At 69.2% G+C, this 22,889-nt stretch carries 28 protein-coding genes; 16 read left to right on the forward strand and 12 right to left on the reverse strand.

Features of this window, described 5'->3' with window-relative positions:
* The first annotated feature begins 46 nt into the window (after window positions 1-46).
* Entirely contained in the window at window positions 47-436 is a 390-nt protein-coding gene (gene fer / locus DVR07_RS15630) for a ferredoxin Fer (RefSeq protein WP_115798194.1), read from the forward strand.
* 137 nt (window positions 437-573) lie between these two features.
* Here the strand turns inward: fer and DVR07_RS15635 are convergent, their stop codons facing one another.
* Window positions 574-1,278, reverse strand: coding sequence for a universal stress protein (locus DVR07_RS15635; protein WP_115798195.1), 705 nt, complete (start codon window positions 1,276-1,278; stop codon window positions 574-576).
* A 203-nt stretch (window positions 1,279-1,481) separates the two neighbouring features.
* On the opposite strand from DVR07_RS15635, the gene DVR07_RS15640 reads away from it, so the two are divergent.
* From DVR07_RS15640 to DVR07_RS15650, 3 genes are all read left to right on the forward strand, one after another.
* Complete coding sequence (locus DVR07_RS15640) at window positions 1,482-2,120, forward strand: class I SAM-dependent methyltransferase (RefSeq protein WP_115798196.1); 639 nt, start codon at window positions 1,482-1,484, stop codon at window positions 2,118-2,120.
* A 7-nt stretch (window positions 2,121-2,127) separates the two neighbouring features.
* A complete protein-coding gene (locus DVR07_RS15645; RefSeq protein ID WP_162829601.1) occupies window positions 2,128-2,355 on the forward strand; it encodes a hypothetical protein in 228 nt (75 codons plus the stop codon).
* Window positions 2,356-2,557: 202 nt separating this feature from the next.
* Window positions 2,558-3,583: an A24 family peptidase gene (locus tag DVR07_RS15650; RefSeq protein ID WP_115798198.1), complete on the forward strand. Its 1,026-nt coding sequence runs from the start codon at window positions 2,558-2,560 to the stop codon at window positions 3,581-3,583.
* Window positions 3,584-3,612: 29 nt separating this feature from the next.
* Here the strand turns inward: DVR07_RS15650 and DVR07_RS15655 are convergent, their stop codons facing one another.
* From DVR07_RS15655 to DVR07_RS15665, 3 genes are read right to left on the reverse strand one after another with little or no spacing between them, the layout of a single operon-like run.
* A complete protein-coding gene (locus tag DVR07_RS15655; RefSeq protein WP_115798199.1) occupies window positions 3,613-4,527 on the reverse strand; it encodes an ABC transporter permease in 915 nt (304 codons plus the stop codon).
* Between the two features lies 1 nt (window position 4,528).
* The gene (locus DVR07_RS15660) at window positions 4,529-5,464 is read right to left on the reverse strand and encodes an ABC transporter permease (RefSeq protein ID WP_115798200.1); all 936 of its coding nucleotides are present in this window, start codon (window positions 5,462-5,464) and stop codon (window positions 4,529-4,531) included.
* Between the two features lies 1 nt (window position 5,465).
* Window positions 5,466-6,620, reverse strand: coding sequence for an ABC transporter substrate-binding protein (locus DVR07_RS15665; RefSeq protein ID WP_115798201.1), 1,155 nt, complete (start codon window positions 6,618-6,620; stop codon window positions 5,466-5,468).
* A gap of 217 nt (window positions 6,621-6,837) precedes the next feature.
* On the opposite strand from DVR07_RS15665, the gene DVR07_RS15670 reads away from it, so the two are divergent.
* The gene (locus tag DVR07_RS15670) at window positions 6,838-7,980 is read left to right on the forward strand and encodes an ABC transporter ATP-binding protein (RefSeq protein ID WP_115798202.1); all 1,143 of its coding nucleotides are present in this window, start codon (window positions 6,838-6,840) and stop codon (window positions 7,978-7,980) included.
* A gap of 128 nt (window positions 7,981-8,108) precedes the next feature.
* A complete protein-coding gene (locus tag DVR07_RS15675) occupies window positions 8,109-10,214 on the forward strand; it encodes a S9 family peptidase (RefSeq protein ID WP_115798203.1) in 2,106 nt (701 codons plus the stop codon).
* A gap of 315 nt (window positions 10,215-10,529) precedes the next feature.
* On the opposite strand, the gene DVR07_RS15680 is transcribed toward DVR07_RS15675, so the two are convergent.
* On the reverse strand, window positions 10,530-10,745 hold the full coding sequence (locus DVR07_RS15680; protein ID WP_115798204.1) for a DUF7569 family protein: 216 nt from the start codon (window positions 10,743-10,745) through the stop codon (window positions 10,530-10,532).
* 188 nt (window positions 10,746-10,933) lie between these two features.
* On the opposite strand from DVR07_RS15680, the gene DVR07_RS15685 reads away from it, so the two are divergent.
* Window positions 10,934-11,794 (forward strand): universal stress protein, encoded by an 861-nt coding sequence (locus DVR07_RS15685; protein WP_115798205.1) that lies wholly within the window; start codon window positions 10,934-10,936, stop codon window positions 11,792-11,794.
* A 22-nt stretch (window positions 11,795-11,816) separates the two neighbouring features.
* Complete coding sequence (locus tag DVR07_RS21795; RefSeq protein WP_162829602.1) at window positions 11,817-11,987, forward strand: hypothetical protein; 171 nt, start codon at window positions 11,817-11,819, stop codon at window positions 11,985-11,987.
* Here DVR07_RS21795 and upp read toward each other — a convergent pair whose 3' ends face one another.
* The 3 genes from upp to DVR07_RS15700 all read right to left on the reverse strand — a co-directional run bounded on the left by upp (window position 11,988) and on the right by DVR07_RS15700 (window position 13,480).
* Window positions 11,988-12,665 carry a uracil phosphoribosyltransferase gene (upp, locus tag DVR07_RS15690; protein ID WP_115798206.1) on the reverse strand — a complete coding sequence of 226 codons (678 nt, stop codon included), beginning with the start codon at window positions 12,663-12,665 and terminating at the stop codon, window positions 11,988-11,990.
* Window positions 12,666-12,690: 25 nt separating this feature from the next.
* The gene (locus DVR07_RS15695) at window positions 12,691-13,239 is read right to left on the reverse strand and encodes a hypothetical protein (protein WP_115798207.1); all 549 of its coding nucleotides are present in this window, start codon (window positions 13,237-13,239) and stop codon (window positions 12,691-12,693) included.
* A gap of 61 nt (window positions 13,240-13,300) precedes the next feature.
* On the reverse strand, window positions 13,301-13,480 hold the full coding sequence (locus tag DVR07_RS15700) for a hypothetical protein (protein ID WP_115798208.1): 180 nt from the start codon (window positions 13,478-13,480) through the stop codon (window positions 13,301-13,303).
* 100 nt (window positions 13,481-13,580) lie between these two features.
* Here DVR07_RS15700 and DVR07_RS15705 point away from each other — a divergent pair, with 100 nt between their 5' ends.
* The 6 genes from DVR07_RS15705 to DVR07_RS15730 all read left to right on the forward strand — a co-directional run bounded on the left by DVR07_RS15705 (window position 13,581) and on the right by DVR07_RS15730 (window position 18,136).
* Entirely contained in the window at window positions 13,581-13,913 is a 333-nt protein-coding gene (locus DVR07_RS15705) for a hypothetical protein (protein WP_115798209.1), read from the forward strand.
* Between the two features lie 31 nt (window positions 13,914-13,944).
* On the forward strand, window positions 13,945-14,352 hold the full coding sequence (locus DVR07_RS15710) for an SRPBCC family protein (protein ID WP_115798210.1): 408 nt from the start codon (window positions 13,945-13,947) through the stop codon (window positions 14,350-14,352).
* Window positions 14,353-14,486: 134 nt separating this feature from the next.
* Entirely contained in the window at window positions 14,487-14,711 is a 225-nt protein-coding gene (locus DVR07_RS15715; RefSeq protein WP_115798211.1) for a zinc-ribbon domain-containing protein, read from the forward strand.
* Between the two features lie 69 nt (window positions 14,712-14,780).
* Entirely contained in the window at window positions 14,781-15,080 is a 300-nt protein-coding gene (locus DVR07_RS15720; protein WP_115798212.1) for a hypothetical protein, read from the forward strand.
* The gene (locus DVR07_RS15725) at window positions 15,080-16,051 is read left to right on the forward strand and encodes an ArsA family ATPase (protein ID WP_115798213.1); all 972 of its coding nucleotides are present in this window, start codon (window positions 15,080-15,082) and stop codon (window positions 16,049-16,051) included. The genes DVR07_RS15720 and DVR07_RS15725 overlap by 1 nt, the downstream gene beginning before the upstream one ends.
* Window positions 16,052-16,291: 240 nt before the next feature.
* Window positions 16,292-18,136, forward strand: coding sequence for a carbon starvation CstA family protein (locus DVR07_RS15730; RefSeq protein ID WP_115798214.1), 1,845 nt, complete (start codon window positions 16,292-16,294; stop codon window positions 18,134-18,136).
* On the opposite strand, the gene DVR07_RS15735 is transcribed toward DVR07_RS15730, so the two are convergent.
* Both DVR07_RS15735 and DVR07_RS15740 read right to left on the reverse strand, forming a co-directional pair.
* Entirely contained in the window at window positions 18,133-18,810 is a 678-nt protein-coding gene (locus DVR07_RS15735) for a hypothetical protein (RefSeq protein ID WP_193570152.1), read from the reverse strand. The genes DVR07_RS15730 and DVR07_RS15735 overlap by 4 nt on opposite strands.
* Window positions 18,807-19,181, reverse strand: coding sequence for a cupin domain-containing protein (locus tag DVR07_RS15740; RefSeq protein WP_115798215.1), 375 nt, complete (start codon window positions 19,179-19,181; stop codon window positions 18,807-18,809). The genes DVR07_RS15735 and DVR07_RS15740 overlap by 4 nt, the downstream gene beginning before the upstream one ends.
* Window positions 19,182-19,323: 142 nt before the next feature.
* Here DVR07_RS15740 and DVR07_RS15745 point away from each other — a divergent pair, with 142 nt between their 5' ends.
* On the forward strand, window positions 19,324-19,551 hold the full coding sequence (locus tag DVR07_RS15745; RefSeq protein ID WP_115798216.1) for a hypothetical protein: 228 nt from the start codon (window positions 19,324-19,326) through the stop codon (window positions 19,549-19,551).
* Window positions 19,552-19,570: 19 nt separating this feature from the next.
* Here the strand turns inward: DVR07_RS15745 and DVR07_RS15750 are convergent, their stop codons facing one another.
* Both DVR07_RS15750 and DVR07_RS15755 read right to left on the reverse strand, forming a co-directional pair.
* Complete coding sequence (locus DVR07_RS15750) at window positions 19,571-21,058, reverse strand: hypothetical protein (RefSeq protein ID WP_115798217.1); 1,488 nt, start codon at window positions 21,056-21,058, stop codon at window positions 19,571-19,573.
* Window position 21,059: 1 nt separating this feature from the next.
* Entirely contained in the window at window positions 21,060-22,001 is a 942-nt protein-coding gene (locus DVR07_RS15755) for a DUF7537 family lipoprotein (RefSeq protein WP_115798218.1), read from the reverse strand.
* A 178-nt stretch (window positions 22,002-22,179) separates the two neighbouring features.
* Between DVR07_RS15755 and DVR07_RS15760 the strand changes: the two genes are divergently transcribed.
* Entirely contained in the window at window positions 22,180-22,866 is a 687-nt protein-coding gene (locus tag DVR07_RS15760; protein WP_115798219.1) for a DUF5828 family protein, read from the forward strand.
* The last annotated feature ends 23 nt before the right edge of the window (window positions 22,867-22,889 follow it).

Genomic DNA, 22,889 nt, shown 5'->3' on the forward strand with positions numbered 1-22,889 from the left:
CGTGAAACAATAACTACTAACCATGTCGCGGTCGAATCCTCGGCTGATGCCAACCGTAGAATACCTCAACTACGAAGTGCTGGACGACCAGGGCTGGGACATGGACGACGACGACCTCTTCGAGGAGGCGGCCGACGCCGACCTCGGTGACGAGGACTACGGCACGCTCGACGTCGCCGAGGGCGAGTACATCCTCGAGGCCGCCGAGGCCCAGGGGTACGACTGGCCGTTCTCGTGCCGCGCCGGCGCCTGCGCGAACTGCGCGGCCATCGTCAAGGAGGGCGAGATCGACATGGACATGCAGCAGATCCTCTCCGACGAGGAGGTCGAGGACAAGAACGTCCGCCTGACCTGCATCGGCAGCCCGGCCGCCGACGAGGTCAAGATCGTCTACAACGCCAAGCACCTCGACTACCTCCAGAACCGCGTCATCTGAGCGCGGACGCGGCGCACTGTACGCGCGACCACCACGGCAACCCGTCGTCCGCCGCGCTCGCAGCGGCACCACCCGCGACGGTCCATTTTTGACGACCGGTCCGACGTCTCCGAACCTGCTCGGCGGTCCCGAGTCGCCTAGTCGTCCCGGACGACGATAATCGGGAGCTCCGTCCGCTCGGCGATCGACTCGTAGGTCTTGCCGAAGACGCGCTCGACGCCCGGTTCCCGCGTTTCTCCCACGACGATCAGGTCGCTGTCGCTCGCCGCCTGGCTGATCGCGAACGCGGGGTCGTCGTCGACGACGACCTCACTGTCGATGCCCGCCCGGGAGTAGCCCTCGTCGACGAGCCGGTTCTCGATGTCCGAGAGCAGCCGTTCGCCCGCCTCGACGTCGGCCTCGGAGTCGGCGACGTGGAGGAGGTCGGTGTGCAGCAGCGTCTCCTGGTTCAGCGCACAGACGAAGTCGGCGACGGGCTGGGCGAACGTCTCCTCGCGGACCGCGACCAGGACGTGGCCCAGGGTCGTGATGGGGTTCGGGACGAGCAGCGCGTCGACGTCGCGGTCCTCGGCGACGGTCGTCGGGGCGTCGGCCGCGTCCCGGCCCATGACGAGCTCCACCTCGGCGACCTCGCCCTCGCGGACGAAGTCGGCGGCGAGCGTGTACAGGGCCTGGTACGCCTCGATCTCGCGCCGCTGTCGCTCGTCGGGCGACGGGTCGGTCTCGAGGTCGTAGACGCCGAGCAGGATCACCTTGCAGCCGGTCAGTCCGTCGACGAACGTGGAAGGTAGCGGGTCCGGGTCGGGGAACCTCACCGGAATCAACACGGTCTGTGACGACATCGTTGTACGCCGCCGGATACGGTTCGGTCCGGGAAGATTTCTGCGGCCGCCGTTTCGCTTTCGTGAATATAATTTAAATATCTAGTTGCGTATCGGTGGAGAGGACGCCGGGCGCTCTACGCCGATAGGGGCGCCGGCGAGCGACCGCCCGGAACTCGGCGCGACTCCGCGGCCTCTTTACGCTCGGACCCGTGGCGTCGCGTATGGACCCCGAGGACGCGCAGACGGACCCCGAGGACAACCACCGGTACTGGGCGAACCGCTCGGAGGCGTTCTCGCCCGACTACTACGCCGACATCGGCCCCAACGAGGTCACCGAGACCCTCGCGGCCGTGTTCGACCACTACGTGGACCGCGACGCCGCCGTCCTCGAAGTCGGCTGCAGTTCGGGCCGGCACCTCGCGGCCCTGCTGGACGAGGGGTACCGGAACCTCACCGGCATCGACATCAACGACGACTCGTTCGACGTGATGGCCGACCACTATCCCCGGCTCGCCGAGACCGGGACGTTCCACACCGGGGCCATCGAGGACCTCGTCCCGGAGTTCGACGACGGCCAGTTCGACGTCGTCTACTCGGTCGAGACGCTCCAGCACGTCCACCCCGACAACGCCTGGGCGTTCGAGGAGCTGATCCGGGTCACTGACGACCTGCTCATCACCGCAGAGAACGAGGGCAACAGCCCCATGCGCGGTCGCGAGGGCGCCGAGGTGAGCTACGTCCACGACGACTTCCCGCTCTACCACCGCAACTGGAAGGACGTGTTCTCGGAGCTGGGGCTCGCACAGCTCCTCAGCGAACCCGGCAAGCGCGACACGGTCCGGGTGTTCCGGGTGCTCTGACGTGACGATGCGCGACACCTTCCGCGTCTGGAACGTCGACGCGGTCGAGCGCGAGGTCGTCCTCCGGAGTTCCGACGACCAGTACGTCGCCGTCCCGCTGCCCGAGGGCGAGGCCGACCTGTTCGAGCGGCTGGCCGACGACGGCGGGACCGTCGACGCGACGCTGGCCGCGACCGACGACGGGACCACGTCGTGGCGCGTCGAGGCGATCCACGCGGTCGACGAGGACGACTGAGTCACCGATAGGAGCGCTGGCCGAGCGAGTGATGGGAGCGCTGGCCGAGCGAGTGATGGGAGCGCTGGCCGAGCGGACGACGAGAAGGACCGAGTCGCCGTCGAGGCGACCGGTCGGCCGCCGCGATTCGTTTCCCCGGAATCTTCCTCGTACATTTATATAGGAAGCCGGAACAACCCTCGCTCACGGAGCACTACTCGCCGTGGCACCACTCGACGCCTCGATCCCCGACCTCCTGCGACTGCTCGTCGTCCCGGTCTTCGGCTGGGCCGCGTGGCGCGACGTCAAGACCCGCCGGGTCCCGAACCGGACCTGGTATCCGCTCGCCGCGCTCGCGGTGGTCCTGCTGGTCTGGGACGGCTGGCAGGCGTTGGCCGGCACGCCCTTCGAGACCCGAGCGTTCGCCGTGCGCGCCGCCGTCAGCCTCGGGTTCGTCGCGCCCCTCGTCGTCGCGTTCTGGTGGTTCCGGGCGTTCGGCGGCGCCGACGCGAAGGCGTTCCTGGTCGTCGCTGCGCTCTTTCCGACGTATCCGACCTACGAGGTGCTGGGCTGGGCGCTGCCCCACCAGCAGACGACGGTCGGCGTGTTCTCGCTGACCGTCCTGACGAACACGGTGCTGCTTGGCGCGCTCTACCCGCTGGCGGTGCTCGCGCGCAACGCGGCCGCCGGCCGGTTCTCGTCGGTGATGTTCGTCGGCAAGCCCGTGGCGTGGGACGCGGTTCCCGACGAACACGGCCGCCTGCTGGAGGCGCCCGAGGGCGTGACCCGGAACGGCGTGGACTTAGACGCGGTCCGGATGTATCTCCGGTGGCGGGGTCTGACGCTCGCGGAACTCCGGGAACGGCCCGACCGCCTCCGGGACCCCGCGACGCTGCCCGACGACCCGAATCCGCCGGGCGACGGCGCGGTGGACGTCGCGGAGGTCCGCGCCGACGGTGGCGAACTCGAAGCGTCGGCGGACCAAGCTGCAGTCGATGAACAGCCGGACGCCGACGCGCCCGACGACGACCCCTGGGGCGCGGCGGCGTTCCTGGCGGACATCGACCACGGCGCCTACGGCACGACGCCCGGAGGGCTCCGGGACGGCCTGGACGTGCTCGTCTCGGAGGACGAGGTCTGGGTCTCGCCCGGCATCCCGTTCGTGGTGCCGCTGTTCGTCGGCACCGTCGTCGCGCTGACCTACGGCGACCTGCTGTTCGGCGCGATGGCGCTGCTGGGCCTCTCGTGAGCCGGAGGGAGAAGCGGGTTCCGCCCCGACTACTCCTCGCCCTCGGTCCCCGCCACCATCCCGGTCACGTTGCCGACGTTCATCGCCACGGCGAGCACGACGGCGATGACGAGGACGATGAACGAGGAGATGGCGTTCATCTTCGGGGCGGTGCCGTACTTGATCATCGAGAACATCGAGGTCGTCAGCACGTCCATCGTCCCGCGGACGAAGAACGCCCGGATGAAGTCCTCGAACGAGCGGATCCAGGCGAACAGGAAGCCCGCACCGATGGCGGGCGCCACGATGGGTAGCGTAATATCTCGGAACACCGTCAGCGGGTCCGCGCCGAGATCCCTGGCGGCCTCCTCCAGCGACTCGTCGAACGTGTACAGCCGCGACGTGACCAACAGCAGCACGAACGGGAAGCCGTACACGCTGTGCGTGAGCACGACCGTCCAGAACCCCGGCACGATGACGATGCCGAACAGTTGGGGCAGCAGCGTGCGGAAGTAGATTAGCAGCGCGATGCCCAGCACCACGCCCGGGATTACCATCGGCAGGATGCCGAACGTCCGGTAGGTCTCCTTGAGCGGGAACGCGTACCGGGCGAGCGCGAAGCTGGCGAGTACGCCCAGTACGGTGGCGATGGACGCCGCGAGCGTCGCGATCTGGACGCTGTTCCAGAGCGACCCCATCAGCGCGGCGTCCGCGAACGTCGCGCCGTAGTGGGCCAGGGTGAACCCGCGGAACGGGAAGAACGTGCTGGCGTTGACCGCGAACGAGAGGATGATCATCACCGCGAGCGGAATCCACAGGAACACCAGCAGCGCGCCCGCGACGACGTACAGCCCCCGGCCGAGCAGCCACTCCTTGCGCTCGTGGTCGAGGATGCGGGTCCCGGCCCCGGTGTCGGTTCCGGCGGGACGGTCGGTCTCGGTGCCGGCGTCGGTCTCGGTCGCCATCTCAGACGCCCCCCAGGTCCTCGATGCTGACGTACCGGAACGCCAGCGCGAACGCGATGACGATGCTGAGGACGATGAACATCGACGCGGCGCTGCCGTAGCCGATGGCGTACAGCGAGTTGATGCGCTCCTCGATGAGCTGGCCGATCATCAGCACCTTCCCCTGGCCGAGGAACTGGGGCGTGATGAACGCGCCCAGCGCGGGCACGAACACGAACAGGCTCCCGCTGATGATGCCCGGCAGCACCAGCGGAAGGATGACGTCCTTCAGCGTCTCGATCCGGCTGGCGCCCAGGTCGCGCGCCGCCTCCGTGAGCGAGAAGTCGAGGCCGTCGAGGCTGGCGTACAGCGACAGCAGCATGTACGGGAAGTACGCGTGGGTCAGCCCCACGATGATCGCCGGCACCCCGTAGTTGAACAGCCCCAGCGGGCCGTCGATGATACCGATGCGGATCAGGGTGCTGTTGATGACGCCGCTCGGGCCGAACATGAGGTACCACGAGTAGGCCCGCACCAGGTACATGGTGAAGAACGGCAGCAGCACCAGGAAGATGACCACCTTGAACGTGGTCCCGCCCCGCCGGGCCAGCAGGTACGCCAGCGGGAACGCCAGCACCAGGCACAGCACCGTCGTCACCGCCGCGATGAAGTACGACAGCGTGAGCGACTGGAAGAACGCCGTCTGCCAGAACGGCCCCTCGCCGGCGAACAGCTGCCCGTAGTTCTCCATCGTCGGCTCCCAGATGATCTCGTACGTGAGGGTGTTGACGTTCGTGAAGCTCACCGCCACCATGAACGTCAGGGGCGCGAGCAGCAGGAGGAACAGCCAGATCAGCGCCGGTCCGGCGGTTATCCCCAGCTTGCTCGCCCGCGAGGTGAACGCGCCGACCGCTCGCTCGCGCGCCGACCGGCCGCGCTCGGGGGTTTCGGTGGACACGTTAGGCGACCTTGATCTCCTCCCACGCCTGTATCCACGCCTGCTCGTTCTCGACCGCCTTGAACGGGATGAAGTTCTGGATCTTGGCGGGGTCGATGGCGCCGTAGAGCTGGTTCTGCTCCTCGGTCAGGTACTCCTGGGTCGCCGGGTTGACGCTGGGCGAGTAGCCGACCTTCGCCAGCGTCGCCCCGAGCTTCGGCGAGATGTACTCGTTGACGACCTCCCACGCCTTCTGCTTGTTGTTCGAGGCCTTCGAGACGACGGCCGACTCGAACCACGCCAGCGCGCCCTCCTGCGGGACGGCCATCTCGGGCCAGTCGTCGCCGTTGGCCCACATCTCGACGATCTCGTTGCGGCCCGACTGGCCGACGAGGAAGTTGCCCTGCCGGAACGACTTGATGTAGGTCGGGTCGGCGGCGATGTACCCCTGGAGCAGGGGCTTCTGGTCGATCATCGTCTGCTTGACCTCGGCGATCTGATCCTCCGAGAGGGTCACGCGCTGGCCCTCGAACGCGTCGCGCATCCCCAGGTAGAGGGCGGTCCCGCTCATCGCCTTGAAGTGGTTGTCGTACATGACGATCTGCCCGCGGAGGTCCGTCCCCTGGAAGTTCTCGCTGAACAGGATCTCGCGGGTCGGCTCGTGGTCCGGAATCTTCCGGGAGTCGTAGGAGTAGCCGTACCAGCCGAACCGGACCGGCACGCCGTACCGCTGGCCGTTCGCCGTGAACTGGTTCTGGGCGAACCCTTGGAACGTGTCGTAGATGTTCTGCTGGTTCGTCACCACGCCCTCGGGCACCGGGGCCAGCAGGTCGGCGTTCATCATCTTCGGCACGTAGTTGTTGTTCGGGATGGCGATGTCGTACTGCCGGTACTGGCCCGCGTTCCAGCTGGAGAACATCTTGGCCGACGACGTCGACCGGGTGATCTGGATGTCGACGCCGACCTGCTCCTGAATCGGCTGGAGCAGCTTGGGGTCGCCGTACTCCTCCCAGGTCAGCACGTTGAGCGTCGGCGTCTGGCCCGACGCGGTACCGACGACCGAGGCGCCGGCCAGCCCGGTCGCGCCGACCGCGCCGAGGAACCGGCGTCTCGACGGCGTCGGGTCGTTCGTAGCGTCCACTCCGTTCGCGTTACGTTGGCGTTTCTCGTGTGTCATCTGCTTTCCCCACCCACGCAACAGTGGCTTCCGGCAGCGTAATAAAAATTGGTCGATATTACGGGCTGCTTCTCGACTAAATTCGACGGGTATCGCGAACTTTCTTCGATTTACAAACGGAATCGGCGTTCTACCCGACGGACGAGAAGTTAATCTTTTCCGTGAGGGATGCTCACAATCGACCACTGTTTTGTGTCCGCGGGGGGTACCGGACCGTATGGCGGTAGAGGGGGAGACAGGGACGACGACGCGGGGAGAGGCACTGATCGAACTCGACGACGTGCGCAAGGAGTTCGGCGACGTGACCGCGGTCGACGGCATCGACTTCCGCATCGAGCGCGGGGAGTTCTTCTCGCTGGTCGGGCCGTCGGGCTGTGGCAAGACCACGACGCTCCGGATGATCAGCGGGTTCGAGACACCGACCGACGGCGACGTCGTCATCGACGGGCGGGACATGGCGGGCGTGCCGCCGGACGCCCGGGACACCAACCTGGTGTTCCAGCACCTCTCGCTGTTCCCCCACATGACCGTGGGCGAGAACGTCGCCTACGGGCTGAAGAAGATGGGCCTCGGCGACGGGGAGGTGTCGGCGGGCGAGTCCGAGTCCGAGGTCCGCCGCCGGAAGGTCGAGACCTACCTCGACCTGGTCGACCTCGGCGGCTACGAGGACCGCAATCCGACCGAACTGTCGGGCGGTCAGCAGCAGCGGGTGGCGCTGGCGCGGGCGCTGGTGAACGAACCCAGCGTCCTGCTGCTGGACGAACCGCTGTCGAGCCTCGACCGGAAGCTGCGCAAGCAGATGCAGGTGGAGTTGCGCAAGATCCACGAGAAGACCCGGGGCGCGTTCTTCTACGTGACCCACGACCAGGAGGTCGCGATGACGCTCAGCGACCGGCTCGCGGTCATGAACGAGGGACAGCTCGAGCAGGTCGGCACGCCAGAGGAGATCTACCGCGACCCCGCGACCCCGTTCGTGGCGGACTTCATCGGCGACACCAACCTGCTCGACGGTCGCGCGGTCCGCGAGGACGGCCGAACCGTCGTGGAGGTCGGCGGCCGGGAGGGAATCCGGTTCGCGCCCGACGAGCCGGTCACCGAGGGCGACGTGACCGTCTCGCTCAGGCCCGAGGACGTCTCGCTGGTCGAGGGCGGCGCGGCGTCGGGCCGCGGAACCGACGGCGGGGCCTTCGAGGGCGAGGTCGTCGAGCGGTACTTCCAGGGCGACCAGACCAACTACGTCGTCGACGTCGGCGACGGCCTGGAGCTGGCGGTCGTGATGCAGGGCCGGAGCGAGGGGGTCGAGCGGGGCGACCGGGCGGCGTTCCGGTTCGCCGACGGCGCGCCCGTGGTGTTCGACTGAGGCCCGTCCCGGGCGACCGGGCGGCCTTCGGCTCGGAGCCCGAATCGGTCGCGCCACGTCGGCCGGACCGGTCGGCCGGCGGGTTACGAATCGAAATGCTATTGCCGAGCGGTTCGTAGTCGGACCGTATGGAAACGGTTCGCGCGAGCGACTACCGCGACGTCGCGCAGGTCGAGGAGCCGCGAGTCTCGCCCGACGGCGAGCGGGTGGCGTTCGTCCGCAAGGTGCCCGAGAGCGACGAGGAGTACGAGGCGACGGTCTACGTCGTCCCGGTGGGCGGCGACGAGCCCCGACAGTTCACCGTGAGCGAGGGCGTCGACAGCCAGCCCCGGTGGAGTCCGAGCGGCGACCGCCTGGCGTTCGTCAGCACCCGCGGCGCCGACGACGACCGACCCCAGCTGTGGGTCATGCCGACCGACGGCGGGGAGGCCCGGCGGGTGACCGACGTGGTCGGCGGCGTCTCGACCATCTCGTGGTCGCCCGACGGGAGCCGGATCGCGTTCGTCCAGCAGGCCACCGAGGCGGACCGCGAGGAGGACCGGGACCTCGGCCTCGACGGCGAGGAGTACGAGCCCGAGGCGCCCGACCCCCGCGTCGTCGACCGGCTGGTCTACCGGGCGGGCGAGCGGTACTTCGACGGCCGACGTTCGCACGTCTACGTCGTCGACCTCGGGAGCGAGGAAGACGATATCTCGCGACTCACCGACGGCGACTACGACCACCTCGAACCCGAGTGGGCCGACGAGTCGACGCTGTACTACGGCGCGCGCCGGACCGGCGACCCCGACGACAACATCGTCATCGACGTGGTCGAGTACGACCTCGACGCCGACGAGGAGACCGGCACGGTCGTCCAGACCACCGGGTGGACGCCGATGCTCGCGGCCGCGGGCGACGGGCGACTCGCCTACGCCTACACGCCCGAGGAGAACGCGACGCTTCGCCAGACCGAGATCAAGGTGCTCGACCCCGAGACCGGCGACGTGACGACGCCGACTGAGCCGCTGAACCGGACCCTCTCGGTGGACATGTCGGTCCAGTGGGGACCGAACGAGGAGGACGTCTACTTCCTGACGCCCGACGAGGGCGAGGTCGCGGTCTGGCGGGCGCCGGGCGACGCGAGCGCCGACCCCGAGCGCGTGGTCGCGGACGGGACGGTCGAGGACGCCGGCGTCGGCCCCGACAAGCTGGCGTTCGTCCGGTCGGAGTGGGACCACCCCGGCGACGTGTTCGTCTCGACGCTCGGCGGCGCGGAGAGCCGGCGGCTCACCAGGGTCAACCGCGACTACCTCGACGACCGCGCGGTCGCCCAGCCCGAGGAGATACGGTTCGAGAACGGAGCGGGCGACGAGATCCAGGGCTGGGTGCTGACGCCGCCCGATTTCGACCCCGACGAGACGTACCCGCTCGCGGTCGAGATCCACGGCGGCCCCCACGCGATGTGGTCGACCAGCGGGACGATGTGGCACGAGTTCCAGTTGCTCGCCGCACGGGGCTACGTCGTCTTCTGGTCGAACCCGCGAGGGTCGACCGGCTACGGCGAGGAGTTCATGGCGGCGCTCGGCGGCGGACGGTGGGGCCCGGTCGCCTACGAGGACATCATGGCCGGCGTCGACGAGGTGGCGAGCCGCGAGTACGTCGACGAGGACGACCTGTTCGTCACGGGCGGGAGCTACGGCGGCTACATGACGACCTGGATCGTCGGCCACACCGACCGGTTCGCGGGCGCGGTCAGCCAGCGCGGCGTCTACGAACTCAACAGCTTCTACGGGTCGACCGACGCGTTCAAGCTCATCGAGTGGGACTTCGACACCACCCCGTCGGAGGACGCCGCGTTCCTCTGGGAGCAGTCGCCGGCGGCCTACGCCGACGCGGTCGACACCCCGACGCTGCTGCTGCACGCCGACGACGACTACCGCGTGCCGGTGAACAACGGCGAGATGCTCTACCTGCTGTACAAGAAGAACGGCGTCGAGACGCGGCTGGTGCGGTACCCCCGCGAGGGCCACGAGCTCTCGCGGAGCGGCGAGCCCGGCCACGTCGTCGACCGGCTCGAGCGCATCGTCCGGTGGTTCGACGGCTACTCGGACCACCACGACGCCCCGAAAGCGCTGGAGCGCGGCGACGAGGGGCTGTCGGCGAGCGAGGAAGACGAGGGGGCCGAGAGCGGAGACGAAAGCGAGGAGGACGAGAGCGAGGAAGAAAGCGGGGACGCTGCGGCGGACGGCGAGTAGAAGCCGGAACCTCGTCCGATCCGACCGAACCGGAGCCCGGGTAGTCCCTCTCGGTTCGGTAGTCCTCTTTAGGTCACTTTTCGCACACGGGGGTCTGCTTCGGGAGCCCGCCGAGAGCGATAAATCCCGCCGCAGTCGTGCGGTTCTTCACCCGAAACCAAGGGGTTCGACGACCGTCGATATCGAGCGGCGGGGACGACTCCGGAGCGGTACGTCCCCCCATTGGGGTGGTTTTCGTCAGGAACGATATGCCGGAGAACGTCCCGGAGTCCGGCGGTTCTCCAGTCGAGACGGAGGGGTCGGCGGGCGGACCGGTCAGTCCACGATGATGTCCGCGTCGGGGTCGCCCACGGCCGGGTGGTCGTCGGGCTGCATCTCGGACTCGTAGCGGTCGATCCAGTCGGCGAAGCACTCGGGGCAGAGCCGCTGGCTGTCGATCTGCGAGCGGTCGACGGTCAGCCGGACCGTGCGGGCCAGCGCGTCCGACACGGGGTCGCCGCAGTCGTTGCAGGGGTCCTCGTCGTCGGTCATGCGTTGGGGTGTGTCGGGCGGGCATATAGGTCTTGGCGATAGCCGACACGTCGAGACGGCGTCACGCGACCGACCTGTCGGCGATGCTCCGGAGGCGGTCGGTCGCGCTCCACCCGAAACGGACGGCGGGCGAACGGACCTTGCGAGCGACGCGAACGCTTTTGCCGGCGGGCGGCGTGCTACCGTCGATGGGGACCCAGGAGAGCGACGAGTACCGGATAGCCGTCGCGGTCGGTAACCCCGACCACGCCGAGCAACTGGTCCGGACCGCGGTCGACGTGGCCCGCGACCGGGGCGGCGAGGTGTTCGTGGTCGGCGTCGTCGTCACGCCCAGAGAGTCGCCGTTCGCGCTGTTCACCGACGACGTCATCACGCGCGAGTTCGGCGGCGAGCGCCGGGCCCTGCTCGACCGGGCGGTGGAGGTCGCCTCCGGCACCGGCGTCCCGGTCGCCGGCAAGCTCTACGTCGCCTCGTCGGTGGCGAAGGGAGTCCTCGCGGCGGTCGACGAGCGGGGCTGCGACGCGCTGCTGGTCGGCTGGCAGGCCCAACGCCGGGAGGAGGCCGTCCTCGGGGCCAACGTCGACCGCGTGGTCCGCCGGGCGGACTGCGACGTGCTGGTCGAGAAGATCGGCGCGCTGGCAGGCACCGTCGAGGCGGTGCTGCTGCCGGTCGCCGAGAGCCCCCACGCCGACCTCGCGGCGTCGGTGGCGCGGGCCATCGCGGCCGCCAACGACGCCCGGGTCGACCTGCTGCGGGTCGTCGAGAGCGCGGGCGAGGAACCGGCGGCCCGCGACCTGCTCGCGGCGGCGGCCGACTCGTTCGCGGGCGTCGAGGTCGAGACGGAGATTCGCGAGGGCGACGTCGCCGAGGAGATCGTCGCGGCCTCGCGGTCCCGCGACGTGACGGTCATCGGCGCGACCCGGACCGGCGCCCTCCGGCGGCGGGTCGTGGGGTCGACGCCCCAGGCTGTCGGGCGGCGCGCCGAGGGGACCGTCATCATGGCGCGGAAGGGCGGCGGGTCGCTGGTGTCGCGGCTGTTGCGGTTGTAGTCCGGGGGGAACACTTTCGTGAATGGGGACAGAGGATTTCACACGGATGGGCAGAATAGTCGAAAGTGACGACAACGGCGAAGCAGAGGACGAGAATCTGGCTACCTTCCTCGCCGAAATGAGACCGACAGACGGGGTGTCCGTCGACCCCGTGGAGGTCGTCCGCGAACTCCGAGAACCGGACCGACCGTAATTATTTCGTCCGGAACGCCCGGTCGCCGGCGTCGCCGAGGCCGGGCACGATGAACCCCTCGTCGTTGAGGCGGTCGTCGATGGCGACCGTCAGCAGGTCGGCCGCCTCGAACTCCTCGCCGACCCGGAGCAGGCCCTCGGGCGCGCTGACCGCCGAGAGCACGAAGAGGTCCTCGGGGTTGGGCTGCTCGTCGAGCACCTCGTCGAGCACCGCGCACATCGTCGACCCGGTGGCGAGCATCGGGTCCGCCACGATGACGGTGTCCTGCTCGCGGATCTCGGGCAGCTTCACGTAGTCGATGGTGATGGGGAAGGTGCCGTCGTCGTCGCGGCCGGCCGCCTCGTCGCGGCCCGCGCTGATGACGCCCTGCTTGGCCCGGGGGAACGCCTTCAGCAGCCCCTCGACGAAGGGGGTCGCGGCCCGGAGCACGTTGATGATTACCACGTCGTCGAGCCCCTTGACGCGCTCGCCGGTGGTCTCGGTCAGCGGCGTCTCTATCTGGACGTACTCGGTCTCCATCGCGCCGTCGATGATCTCGTAGCCGCAGATGCGGCCGAGCTTGACCAGCCCTTTCCGGAAGCCGACCTGTTCGGTCTCGACGTCACGGATCTTCGAGAGGGTGTCCTGCGCAAGCGCGTGGGTGAGGAGCTTGGCGTCCCCGCGGTCTTCGATGGTCATGTTCGAACGCGGGCGGCGCGGGGGCTTATCTCTTGATATGCCCGGCGAGACCGCGAGTGAGTCCCACGGGCCAGCGCGCCAGCTTGACGCCGAGGAAGCCGCCGAACACCAGCCAGTGGGGCGCGTCGGCGACGACGTGGCCGAGGAAGTCGACGGTCGGGTCGACCTTGTCCCAGTGGACCTCGTACCGGTCGGCGAACTCCTTGACGTGGATGCCCTTGCCGTCGGGGAGCGGCCGGCGGTAGTCGGCGCGCTGGCCCCGGGGGTCGCCGGTGTGGCAGACGAACCCCGCGCCGGTCGGGTGGGGAACGGCGTCCTTGTCGATGCGGAGGTCCGCGTGGTGGCGCTCCCGGAGCACACGGGCGACGACGCCGTCCCAGACCGAGAGGTCGGCCCGGCACGCCGAACACCGGGCGGGCGCGGTCGCGTAATCGACGTCGGCCTCGCAGGTCGGGCACGGTTCGGTCCAGTCCCACGACACGCGGCGTTCGCAGGCGCCGCAGCCGCGCTGGAGGTGGTCGAGCGGGGCGTCGCAGTGGGGGCAGTTCGCGGTGCTGTCCGGCGATCTCGCCATACCCACCGCTTCCAAGCCGGCGTTATAAACTTTCGGCAGACGGGCGTCGGCCGCGGGGTCGCTACTCCACGACGAAGTGGGTCAGGACCATCAGCGCGGCGGCGGTGAGCGCGACCGTCGTCCAGGCGAACGTCATGACGCCGACGAGCGACAGGGCCGACACGAGGACCCAGGAGAACGCCGCGGAGAGCGCGAGGTTCATCGCGAACAGCACCCGCGGGTCGCCCTTCGAGTTGGCCATCGACCGACCGTCTCTCGCACACGGACTTATCACTTTCCCGGCACGGACGCCGGGCGACGGGCCAGTAGAGCGAAGGGCTGCGAGGACGTATCCGACCCGTATGCGGCCCGAGAACAGGCGGGGAACCCCGGTCGACCCGGTCCCGTGCCTGGTCGTCGTGGGGCTCGGGTTCCTGGGGTGCTACAGCTTCGGCCCGGCCTACTTCCTCGCGTTCGGTGTCGACCTGCCCGCGGCGCTCGGGCTCTCGACCGTCGCCTTCGTCGCCGCGACCGCCGTCGCCTACCACCGGTTCGTCTGGCTCGCCCGGCCCGACCTGCGGGGCGAAGTGCCGCCGGATCTCCGGCTCCGCCGCCTCCTGCTCGGCGGACTGGCCGTCTTCGGCGTGTGCACGCTCCTGACGCTTCCGCTGCTGGCGCCGCTGCTCCGACCGTAACGCTTTCCTCCCGCCGTACGTAGGCCCGACGATGCGCGAAGTGGAAGTGTCGGCGTTCGTGCCCGCCTCGCCCGCGGCGGTCGAGCGCGCGCTCACGCCGGAGACCGTGATCGAGTACGAGGGGAGCTTCGCCGTGAAGGACGTCGAGGAGACCGACGAGGGGACCACGGTGACCGCCGGCGCGACCGGGCTGACGATGCGGCTCGACTTCGAGGAGCGCGCCGACGGACTGTACTACAGCCAGCGCGGCGACGAGGGACCGTTCGACGCGATGGAGACGACTCTCTCGGTCGAGTCCGAGGACGAGGGGAGCCGCGTGACGGCGCGCTCGGCGGTGAGCCTCGGTCTCCCGGTGCCCGCGGTCTCCGACCGCGTCGCCGCGTGGAAGCGCCGGGGCGAGCTCCGGCGGGCGCTCGACGCGCTGGCCGAGGACGTCTGAGCGCCGATACCGAGCCCCGCCGACGGTTCCGAACGGGCGACCGAAGACCCGCATCCGGGCGTCCGCGCCGCCCATCGTCGGGGCCGCGCACACGTCGCCGAGGATTTATGTGTCGCCGTGCTGGAAGCAGTATCATGGGTGTGATTGCCACAGTCAAGGACCTGCTCGGGGCGTCGACCGGATCGTCGGGTTCGGAGACGAGGGCCGACGAGCGGTCGAAGGGCGCCTACTGGTGTCACGACTGCGGCGAGCGCGTCCGCGACGTCGCCGTCGAGGGCGACTCGGCCCCGGACTGTCCGGACTGCGGCGACGAGATGGCGTTCGAGCGCTTCCCCGACTCCGGAGGGTGCGCCTGCTGAAGCGCCGCGGGACGGCCGGAATCCGGAGGGCGGCAGCCTTTTATCGACGGGACGACTGGTTGCCAAACGATGACACTTGCCGACCGAATCGAGGCGTTCCGCGAGGTGGTCGAGGAGTGGTTCCACGGCTTCTACCACGGGATGATTGAGCACCCCGCCTTCGAGCTCATCGAGAAGGAGGCCGAGGACACCGACGACGCGTTCATGTTCGCGTGCTTCGCCGACGCGTTCGGCATCCCGAGCCCGGTGTCGTACTACACCGTCGAGCTGCTCCCGTACCTCGCCGACGACTTCGAGGGGTGGGAGCGCCGGATGTGGGACCGCGGATCGCTACTCGAACGCAAGGGCGAGCAGTACCACGTCCACTGATGGAGAAGTTCGTCTTCTTCGGCGGCAAGGGCGGCGTCGGCAAGACGACCGTCTCGTCCGCCTACGCGCTGACGAGCGCGCGGGCGGGGCTCCGGACCCTCCTCGTCTCGACCGACCCGGCCCACAGCACCTCCGACGTGTTCGACCAGTCGTTCGACGACGAGCCCCGGCAGGTGACCGACCGGGAGAACCTCCACGTGATGGAGATCGACCCCGAGGAGGAGGTCGACGACCACATGCACGAGATCCGGCGGCGGATGGGCGAGCAGGTGAGCGCCGGCATCGTGAACGAGATCGACCGCCAGCTGGAGCTCGCCCACCAGACGCCCGGCGCGTACGAGGCCGCGCTGTTCGACCGGTTCATCGAGGTGATGCGCGACAGCGAGGAGTACGACCGCGTGGTCTTCGACACGTCGCCGACCGGCGGGACGCTCCGGCTGCTGTCGCTGCCCGAGTTCCTCGGCGACTGGATCGACCGCCTCGTCCAGAAGCGGACCAAGAGCATCGACCTGTTCGAGAAGGCCGCCATCGGCGAGCGGAAGGCCCGGCGGAAGCTGGAGAACGACCCCATCGTCGCGCACCTCCGCCAGCGCAAGGAGAAGTTCGAGTTCGCCCGGGAGACGCTCAGGAACGACGCCGCGTTCTTCCTCGTGATGAACCCCGACGAGCTCTCGATCCGGGAGACCGACCGCGCCGTCGAGAGCCTGCGGGAGTACGGGCTCGACGTCGACGGCCTCGTCGTCAACAGGCTGACGCCGGAACCCGACGACGACGACCGGGGCCGGGGCGGCCGGTACCTCCGCGAGCGCGTCGCCACCGAGCGCGAGCGCGTCGACCAGATCCACGAGGCGTTCGACCGGCCGGTCGTCGCCGTCATCGAGAGCCGGGTCGAGGAGGTGAAGGGCGACCTGCTGGACGACGTGGCGTCCGAACTCGACGTGGAGGTCGAGCGCGAACCGCCGCGAGCGTGACCGTCCAAACGCTTCTCGCCGTCCGCAGAACGGTCGTCGGGACGCTCGAAGGCGGAATCCCCTCGCATATCTGAAACGGCGCGCGCTCCGTCGGCGGTGTCCGGCTCCGTCGGATTCCTCCCGCAATCGGCGAACGGTAGGCTCAATCACACGAACGTCATTTTTTAACCGTTTCCCATCAGAATATAAGCGAATCTTTAAGACATCCTTTTTCGTTACGTTGGCATGTGGTGACTCTCCATGGTACAAGTAATGTGGATGGCGGTCGCGGCATTGGTAACGTTCACGGCGGGGTATCTCGGCTACTCGAGGTATCTGGCTCGGTTCGTCGAGCTCGACGAGCAGAGTGAGACCCCGGCGCACAAGTACAACGACGGGCAGGAGTACGTCCCGTCGAAGAAGCCGGTACTGCTGGGGCATCACTACTCCAGCATCGCGGGCGGGGCGCCCATCGCGGGGCCGATCACGGCGGCCGCGGCGTTCGGCTGGCTGCCGGCGGTCATCTGGGTCGCCATCGGGAATCCCCTGTTCGGGGCGGTCCACGACTTCATGTCGCTGTCCTCGAGCGTCCGCCACGAGGGGCGGTCGATCGGGTACATCATCGGCGAGTACGTCGGCGAGAGCGGCAAGAACATGCTGCTGTGGTTCGCGTACCTCACGATCATCCTCGTGATCGCGGCGTTCGCGTACCTCATCGGGCTGGTGTTCGACGCGTTCCCCTGGACGGCCACCGCGTCGATCGTCTACATCGCGCTGGCGGTCGTGTTCGGGGTGTACCTCTACCAGCTCGACCTGCCGTTCCTGCCCGGCGCGGTGGCGTTCGTCGCGATGGTGTTCGGCGGCGTGTGGGTCGGGCTCCAGTACCCCATGGCGCTGTTCGCGCGACCCGACCTCCCCGCCGACACCATCATCCTGTTCGGTGACGGCGGCGGCTGGCTCCCCCTGGCGAGCGCCGCGAATCCGAACATGGCCGGCTGGGTACTCGTGACGGTGCTGTACGCGTTCGCCGCGAGCGTCCTGCCGGTGTGGGTGCTGCTGCAGCCGCGCGACTTCCTGACGTCGAGCCTGCTGTACACCGGCGTCGGCGGCATGATCCTCGCGGCCATCGTCGGCACGCTCGCCGGCTTCACCGGCGTCACCGTCAGCGTGCCCTCCGCGGGCATCGACGGCGTCCAGGTGTCGTCGCTGACCACCCAGATTCCGGCGTTCACCGGGTTCGTCCACTCGGACCTCGGACCGCTGTTCCCGTTCCTGTTCGTGACCATCGCGTGCGGGACCATCAGCGGCTTCCACTCGCTGGTCTCCTCGGGGACCACGGCCAAGCAGCTGAACAAGGAGACCGACGCCCGGCTCATCGGGTACGGCGGGATGCTCGGCGAGGGGCTGCTCGCCATCACGGCCATCATCGCGGTCTCCATCATCGCGGGCGGTACCGACTCGCTGAGCTCCGCGCTGGTGACGTTCCCGGCGGGCGGGGGCGCGCTCCTGTCGGTGTTCGGCCTCGGCATCACCGCGGCCGCGACGTTCATCGGGCTGGTGTTCGTGAGCTTCCTGCTGACGAGCACCGACACCGCGATGCGGCTCGGTCGGTACATGATGGAGGAGATCGTCGGGACGCCCGAGAGCTCGACCCAGGAGACGATGACCAACCGGTACGTGAACGCCGGCGTGCTCTCGCTGGCCGGCTACCTGCTGGTCGCGAGCGGCACGTGGTCGAACATCTGGCCGCTGTTCGGCGGCGCGAACCAGTCGCTCGCCGCGCTCGCGCTGCTGGTGGCCACCATCTGGCTCGCCAACTGGGACGACAACAAGCAGCTCGTGAGCACCGGCGTCCCGCTGGTGTTCATGCTCGGCGTGACGGTGATCGCGCTGCTCTGGATCGGCATCCTGCGCAACCCCCAGGACCTGCTCGCGGGTAACTACGACGGCACCTTCGCGGCCGTGTCGCTCGTGCTCCAGAGCGTCATCGCGCTGGTGCTTGTCGGACTCATCGTCCAGCTCGTGCGGCTCGGCGTCGGGAACATCCGCGAGGCCAGACAGGGCCTCGACCGCGACGCCGTCACGGGAGGGCCGTCCGACGACTAGCCGAACAGCCGGCTCAGGAGTCCGCTCGACTCCCCGGTCTCGTCGAGCGACTCCCAGAGTCTGAACGCCGCCGCCACCTCCGCTTCCTCGCTTTCGACCGCTTGCTCCTCCTCGGGCGCGACCGCGACGAGATTCACCTCGTAGTCGCCGTAGTAGCCGAACTTCAACAGCGTCCGGTCGCGGAACCCGGAGACGAACGCCCGGACGTCGTCCGGAATCTCGGGTGCGACCACGACGAAGGTGAAGTCGGTGCCGAAGTGCTCCTCGTCGGCGTCGATCCACTCGTCGGCGAGGGCGTGGCCGAGCTCGACCAGCGACTCGAGGTCGGCTCGCGAGACCGCGTCGGCCCGCCGGACGAACAGGTGCTCGCGCTTCTCGTGGTTGCCGTAGTTGAGCGCGGCGTGGAACAGCTGTTTCTGGGACTCGATGCGCATCTCGCCGTACATGGCGAACGCCCGGTTCCGGACGCGGCGCTCCCTCTCGAGGTCGAAGCTGAACATCAGCCGGTCGCTCACCCGGTCGAGGTACTCGTCGTCCCAGTCGGGCACGTCGTCGGGAACGGCCTCCTCCGGGACCGGCTCGCCCGCGACGGTCACCTCCCGCGCCGGGTCGGCCTCCGCGTTCGGACCCTCAACGTTGTCGGAACCGTCGACCTCCGAGGCGTCGTCGCTCATGCGTCGGGGTCGTAGGCGTGGACGTCGTCGACCGAGGGCGCGCCGACGACGAGCGTCCGGACCGGCTCGTCTGCGTCCTCGGGGACGAACGCGCGCTGGGGGCTGTCGGGCTCGACGACGAAGAGGTGTCCCGCGGGGACGACCTGCTCGCCCTCGGGGGTCTCGACGCGGAGTTCGCCCGACTCGACGTAGAAGACCTCCTCCTGGTCGTCGTGGTAGTGGTACGCCAGCGGGATCTGCTCGCCCGGCTCGACCTCGTAGAGGTTGACCGCGGCGTTCTCCAGGCCCGCCTCGTCGCCGACCGCCCGCTGGACGCAGGGCCGGTCGGGGGTCGGTTCGACCGCCTCCGGGTCGATGACGTGGTATCCCATGTGTGACCACAGTTCGCAGGAGTTTAAATACTCTCGGACGCCGGGACCGTCGTCCGGCGGCGGGGCGCGGACCGGGACCGCGAACCGTTCGCCGCCGAAACCTTAAGAACTGAGACGCCCAACGACCATGCAAGACAGACCCATGGACGACCAGCGAACCGAGGCGTGCGGCCGGTGCTCGATGACCTCCGTCGTCTCGATGGCCACCGACGACGAGGACCGCGAGCCCGTCGGGCGCAACCCCTTCGACGGCGAGCGCATCGAGGTCGACGAGTCCGAACTGAGGGCCGTCAGCCGCCACGTCGTCTGGCTCGGCCGGCTCAAGCACCGGCTCGACGAGGCGGCGACCCGGCTGACGTACGGCCGCTGACCGGCGGTCCGAACCGGACTCAGTTCTCGGCCACCGCGACCGACAGGTTCCCCTCCTCGACGGTCAGGTCCGTCCCGCGCACGAAGCCGTCGGACCCGGCGAGGACGACCGTCCACTCCTCGCCGGGCGACCGGACGTCCATCGTCGCGCCGTCGACCGTCCAGGTCCCGTTCGCGGCCGGCGCGCGGGCGTCGAGCGACGCCGCGAACGCCGCGGCGAACTCGCTGGCGTTCGCGGGGTCGTCCCACCGGAGCGCCCACGCGTAGCTGGCGTCGCCGGTCGCGCGCCGGAACGTGTACAGCGTGTCGTTACCCCAGCCGGCGGCGCCGCGCGCGGCGCGCGACTCGTTCAGCCCGTTCCGGAGCGCGACGCGGACGAACGGCTCGCCCAGCGTGTCGGTCCCGGCCCGCCGCCAGGCCGACCCGGCGGCGTTCACCGAGACGGGCAGCGGTCGCGCGGGCTCGACGCCCGGCGGGTAGCCGTGGAGCACCTGCTCGCCGGTCCGGGGCGGGCGCTCGTAGACCGCCGCCAGCCGGTCTGGCGAGTCGACCCGGCCCGCGACGTAGCGGTGGCCGGCGATGTACCGGAGGTTCGCGTACTGCTGGCGGCTCCCCGGCGCGAGCCGCCGGTCGTATTCGGTGTAGAACTCGGAGTTGAGCCGGTCGCCGGGGACGTACCGCCGGAGGTACGCGTCGGTCGCGACCACCGCCGCGCCCTCCAGCACGCTCCGGACCACGAACCGGTCGTCGGTGGTCGAGCCCGAGAGCGCCCGGCGGAGCTGCGCGCTCCGGCGGTTCTTGAACTGGACGTAGTGGACGTACTCGTGGGCCAGCACCCACTCCATCGACGAGGCGGTGTAGTTCGCCGGCGGATAGAGCCGGATTCCGCCGAACAGGGTGGTGGCGCCGTTGGGAATCCGGCGGCGCTCGGACCGGTTGAGCGTCGGCTCGGACTCGACGCCCGCGAGCTGCCAGAACCGGTAGAGCTCGAGCGACCGGCCGCGGTCGGCGGTCGCGTCGTCCTCCGCGGTGGTGGTATCCTCGGCAGCGTCGTCGTCGGCCGGCGCGGCGGTCTCCGGCGCGGTCGTGTCGTCATCGGAAGTCGTGTCGTTCCCCGGGCCCGCGTCGCCGTCCGCGGTGTCGTTGCCGAACCGGTCGTCGACCACGTAGACGTACTCCGGCGGGGTGACGTTCGTGCCGAGGAGGCGCTGGACGCGGGCGAAGACTAGGGTCTGGTTCACCGGGAGCGGCGCGCCCCGGGCCTCGATGGTGCCGGTATCGGCGTCAGTCGCGCCCGACGCGGCGGTCGTCGCAGTCGCCGCGGTCGTCTCACCGGGTGGCTCCGACGCGGTCGGCGGCTCGCCGGTCGTGGCGGACGACGCCGTCGTCGAGGGCTGGTCGGCGACGGCGCGCTGTCCCTCGCGGACGCTCGTCGGGGCGGTGCAGCCGGCGACGACGAGCAGCGCGGCGGCGAGCAGCGCCGCGCGGGTCGGGGACGACGCGGCCATGTCAGGCGGTCGTGGTCGCGGGCTGGTCGTCCGAGGCGGACGAGGTCGTCTCCCCGCCCGTCGTGGTCGTCGCGTTCAGACGGTCCTCGAGCGAGACGGCCGTCTCGGCCGCCGGCGGGAGCCGGACCGACACGTCGTCGCCGTAGCCCGAGAACCGGAGCGTCAGCTCCTGGTGGAGGTCCATCTGCCGGCCGCGCACCGAGACGGTGGAGTTTATCGTGGTGTTCGATCTGACCGGGAGGTGGCTATCCTCGGCGATCCAGTAGGTGACCGAGACGTTCTCGACCGTGCCGACCGACCTGGTCGAGACGTTGGCCGAGAGGTTCGCGTACCGCTCGGCGTCGGGCGTGGCCTCCAGCACGTACGCCGCCGTGCCGTCGACCGTCTCCCGTCCGACCAGTTCGACGTCGGAGATGTTCAGGAGCTCGCGCTGGCGGGTCAGCGTGTCGAGCGACGACCACCGCTGCGAGAAGTTGCCCGAGAGGTTCCTTTGGACCCACTTCGAGGAGAACGCCCGCGTGAGCTGCGGGCTCCGCTGGTAGAGCGTCCGGTTCACCACGTAGGTCGAGACGCTGTTCGACCGGCCGGCCACCCGGGCGGTCCGGTTGATGCGGAGCTCGCGTTCGGTCCGGTCGACCGCGCCGGTCGAGTTGGTGACCGTCCGACGCTCGACGTTATTCGACGAGATGAGCGTGACGATGTTGGCGTCGATGCGGTACGTCTCCACGTCGGCCATCGCCGAGACGGCCGCTCGCTTGACCGCCGCGGCGTCCGCGGACGTCGCGGTGGAGGGGCCGTCGGCTTCGGCGGAACCGGTCGTGGTCGGGTCGACCGTGGTCGCGTCGGTCGTCGTCGCGGGGTCGGTCCCGCTGCCCGAACAGCCCGCCAGGACGACGAGCGAGGCCAGGAGGAGGGCGACGAGCGTACGCCGTGCGTTCGACATCGGGGAAAGTACCGGTATCTGACAGCATAAAACCATCGATGACCCAACAGATCGGGGCTCTCCCGGACGGCCGAGGTCGGTGACACCCCCGTCGTCTCGACATCGTCACCCGGTCGCGCGGGACGCCGACGCAGGGATAAAAGATAAACCTACCCGCGCCTTACGGTCGCCGACCAGAATGGAAGAGAGCGTTTCGGGCTTCAAGCTCCGCGGCACGTGGGGCGACATCGTCGAACACGGCGAGCGCATCACCGAGGCACTCCGCGAGGCCGACGCGTCCGGCGACGCCTACGAGGAGTGGGACGAGTGGCGGCCCAAGCACCACGAGCGGCTCGGCGAGGACGTCTCGGAGAAGACCGCCGAGCAGGCCTCCGTCGGCGAGGGCGAGGGCGAGAAGAAGGGCAAGGCGCCCGACGACGACCTCAAGACCGCGGGCGAGAAGATAAGCGAGTCCTACGAGAAGCTCGAGGACGAGAAGACCGACGAGGCCGTCGACAAGTGGCAGGACTCGGTGAGCTACGTCGCCCGCGCGGCCGACTCCGCGAGCCGGAAGGCGCTCCGGAAGGTCGAGGACACCGTCTACCAGAAGGTGATGACCCGGCTGGCGCCCTACTACTTCGACAACGACCTCATCAGCGCCAACGTCCAGCAGGTCGGCCGGGGCGACGGCGAGGAGGAGTTCGTCTTCGAGGTCAACATCAACGACGACGACCTCAAGGAGCAGGTCAGCGACCGGCTGGCCGAGTACGAGGACGAGGTCACCCGGTGGCACGTCGCGACCGAGAAGCGGACCGACACCGCGGAGGCCGCCGAGGGCGTCGAGCCGCCCGAGGAGCTCGAGGAATCTCACTCGAAGACGACCTGAACGCCGAGACGACCTGAGCGCCG

The sequence above is a fragment of the Halorussus rarus genome (genome assembly GCF_003369835.1).
GTDB lineage: Archaea > Halobacteriota > Halobacteria > Halobacteriales > Haladaptataceae > Halorussus > Halorussus rarus.

Bases quoted from the DNA above. Each gene is read 5' to 3' on its own strand.
- DVR07_RS15730 (WP_115798214.1), top strand. From the start codon at position 16,292: ATGGTACAAGTAATGTGGATGGCGGTCGCGGCATTGGTAACGTTCACG.
- DVR07_RS15715 (WP_115798211.1), top strand. From the start codon at position 14,487: ATGGGTGTGATTGCCACAGTCAAGGACCTGCTCGGGGCGTCGACCGGA.
- upp (WP_115798206.1), bottom strand. From the start codon at position 12,665: ATGACCATCGAAGACCGCGGGGACGCCAAGCTCCTCACCCACGCGCTT.
- DVR07_RS21795 (WP_162829602.1), top strand. From the start codon at position 11,817: ATGGGGACAGAGGATTTCACACGGATGGGCAGAATAGTCGAAAGTGAC.
- DVR07_RS15695 (WP_115798207.1), bottom strand. From the start codon at position 13,239: ATGGCGAGATCGCCGGACAGCACCGCGAACTGCCCCCACTGCGACGCC.
- DVR07_RS15745 (WP_115798216.1), top strand. From the start codon at position 19,324: ATGGACGACCAGCGAACCGAGGCGTGCGGCCGGTGCTCGATGACCTCC.
- DVR07_RS15755 (WP_115798218.1), bottom strand. From the start codon at position 22,001: ATGTCGAACGCACGGCGTACGCTCGTCGCCCTCCTCCTGGCCTCGCTC.
- DVR07_RS15710 (WP_115798210.1), top strand. From the start codon at position 13,945: ATGCGCGAAGTGGAAGTGTCGGCGTTCGTGCCCGCCTCGCCCGCGGCG.
- DVR07_RS15760 (WP_115798219.1), top strand. From the start codon at position 22,180: ATGGAAGAGAGCGTTTCGGGCTTCAAGCTCCGCGGCACGTGGGGCGAC.
- DVR07_RS15665 (WP_115798201.1), bottom strand. From the start codon at position 6,620: ATGACACACGAGAAACGCCAACGTAACGCGAACGGAGTGGACGCTACG.
- DVR07_RS15685 (WP_115798205.1), top strand. From the start codon at position 10,934: ATGGGGACCCAGGAGAGCGACGAGTACCGGATAGCCGTCGCGGTCGGT.
- fer (WP_115798194.1), top strand. From the start codon at position 47: ATGCCAACCGTAGAATACCTCAACTACGAAGTGCTGGACGACCAGGGC.
- DVR07_RS15725 (WP_115798213.1), top strand. From the start codon at position 15,080: ATGGAGAAGTTCGTCTTCTTCGGCGGCAAGGGCGGCGTCGGCAAGACG.
- DVR07_RS15635 (WP_115798195.1), bottom strand. From the start codon at position 1,278: ATGTCGTCACAGACCGTGTTGATTCCGGTGAGGTTCCCCGACCCGGAC.
- DVR07_RS15740 (WP_115798215.1), bottom strand. From the start codon at position 19,181: ATGGGATACCACGTCATCGACCCGGAGGCGGTCGAACCGACCCCCGAC.
- DVR07_RS15675 (WP_115798203.1), top strand. From the start codon at position 8,109: ATGGAAACGGTTCGCGCGAGCGACTACCGCGACGTCGCGCAGGTCGAG.
- DVR07_RS15735 (WP_193570152.1), bottom strand. From the start codon at position 18,810: ATGAGCGACGACGCCTCGGAGGTCGACGGTTCCGACAACGTTGAGGGT.
- DVR07_RS15680 (WP_115798204.1), bottom strand. From the start codon at position 10,745: ATGACCGACGACGAGGACCCCTGCAACGACTGCGGCGACCCCGTGTCG.
- DVR07_RS15645 (WP_162829601.1), top strand. From the start codon at position 2,128: ATGCGCGACACCTTCCGCGTCTGGAACGTCGACGCGGTCGAGCGCGAG.
- DVR07_RS15640 (WP_115798196.1), top strand. From the start codon at position 1,482: ATGGACCCCGAGGACGCGCAGACGGACCCCGAGGACAACCACCGGTAC.
- DVR07_RS15720 (WP_115798212.1), top strand. From the start codon at position 14,781: ATGACACTTGCCGACCGAATCGAGGCGTTCCGCGAGGTGGTCGAGGAG.
- DVR07_RS15655 (WP_115798199.1), bottom strand. From the start codon at position 4,527: ATGGCGACCGAGACCGACGCCGGCACCGAGACCGACCGTCCCGCCGGA.
- DVR07_RS15750 (WP_115798217.1), bottom strand. From the start codon at position 21,058: ATGGCCGCGTCGTCCCCGACCCGCGCGGCGCTGCTCGCCGCCGCGCTG.
- DVR07_RS15670 (WP_115798202.1), top strand. From the start codon at position 6,838: ATGGCGGTAGAGGGGGAGACAGGGACGACGACGCGGGGAGAGGCACTG.
- DVR07_RS15700 (WP_115798208.1), bottom strand. From the start codon at position 13,480: ATGGCCAACTCGAAGGGCGACCCGCGGGTGCTGTTCGCGATGAACCTC.
- DVR07_RS15705 (WP_115798209.1), top strand. From the start codon at position 13,581: ATGCGGCCCGAGAACAGGCGGGGAACCCCGGTCGACCCGGTCCCGTGC.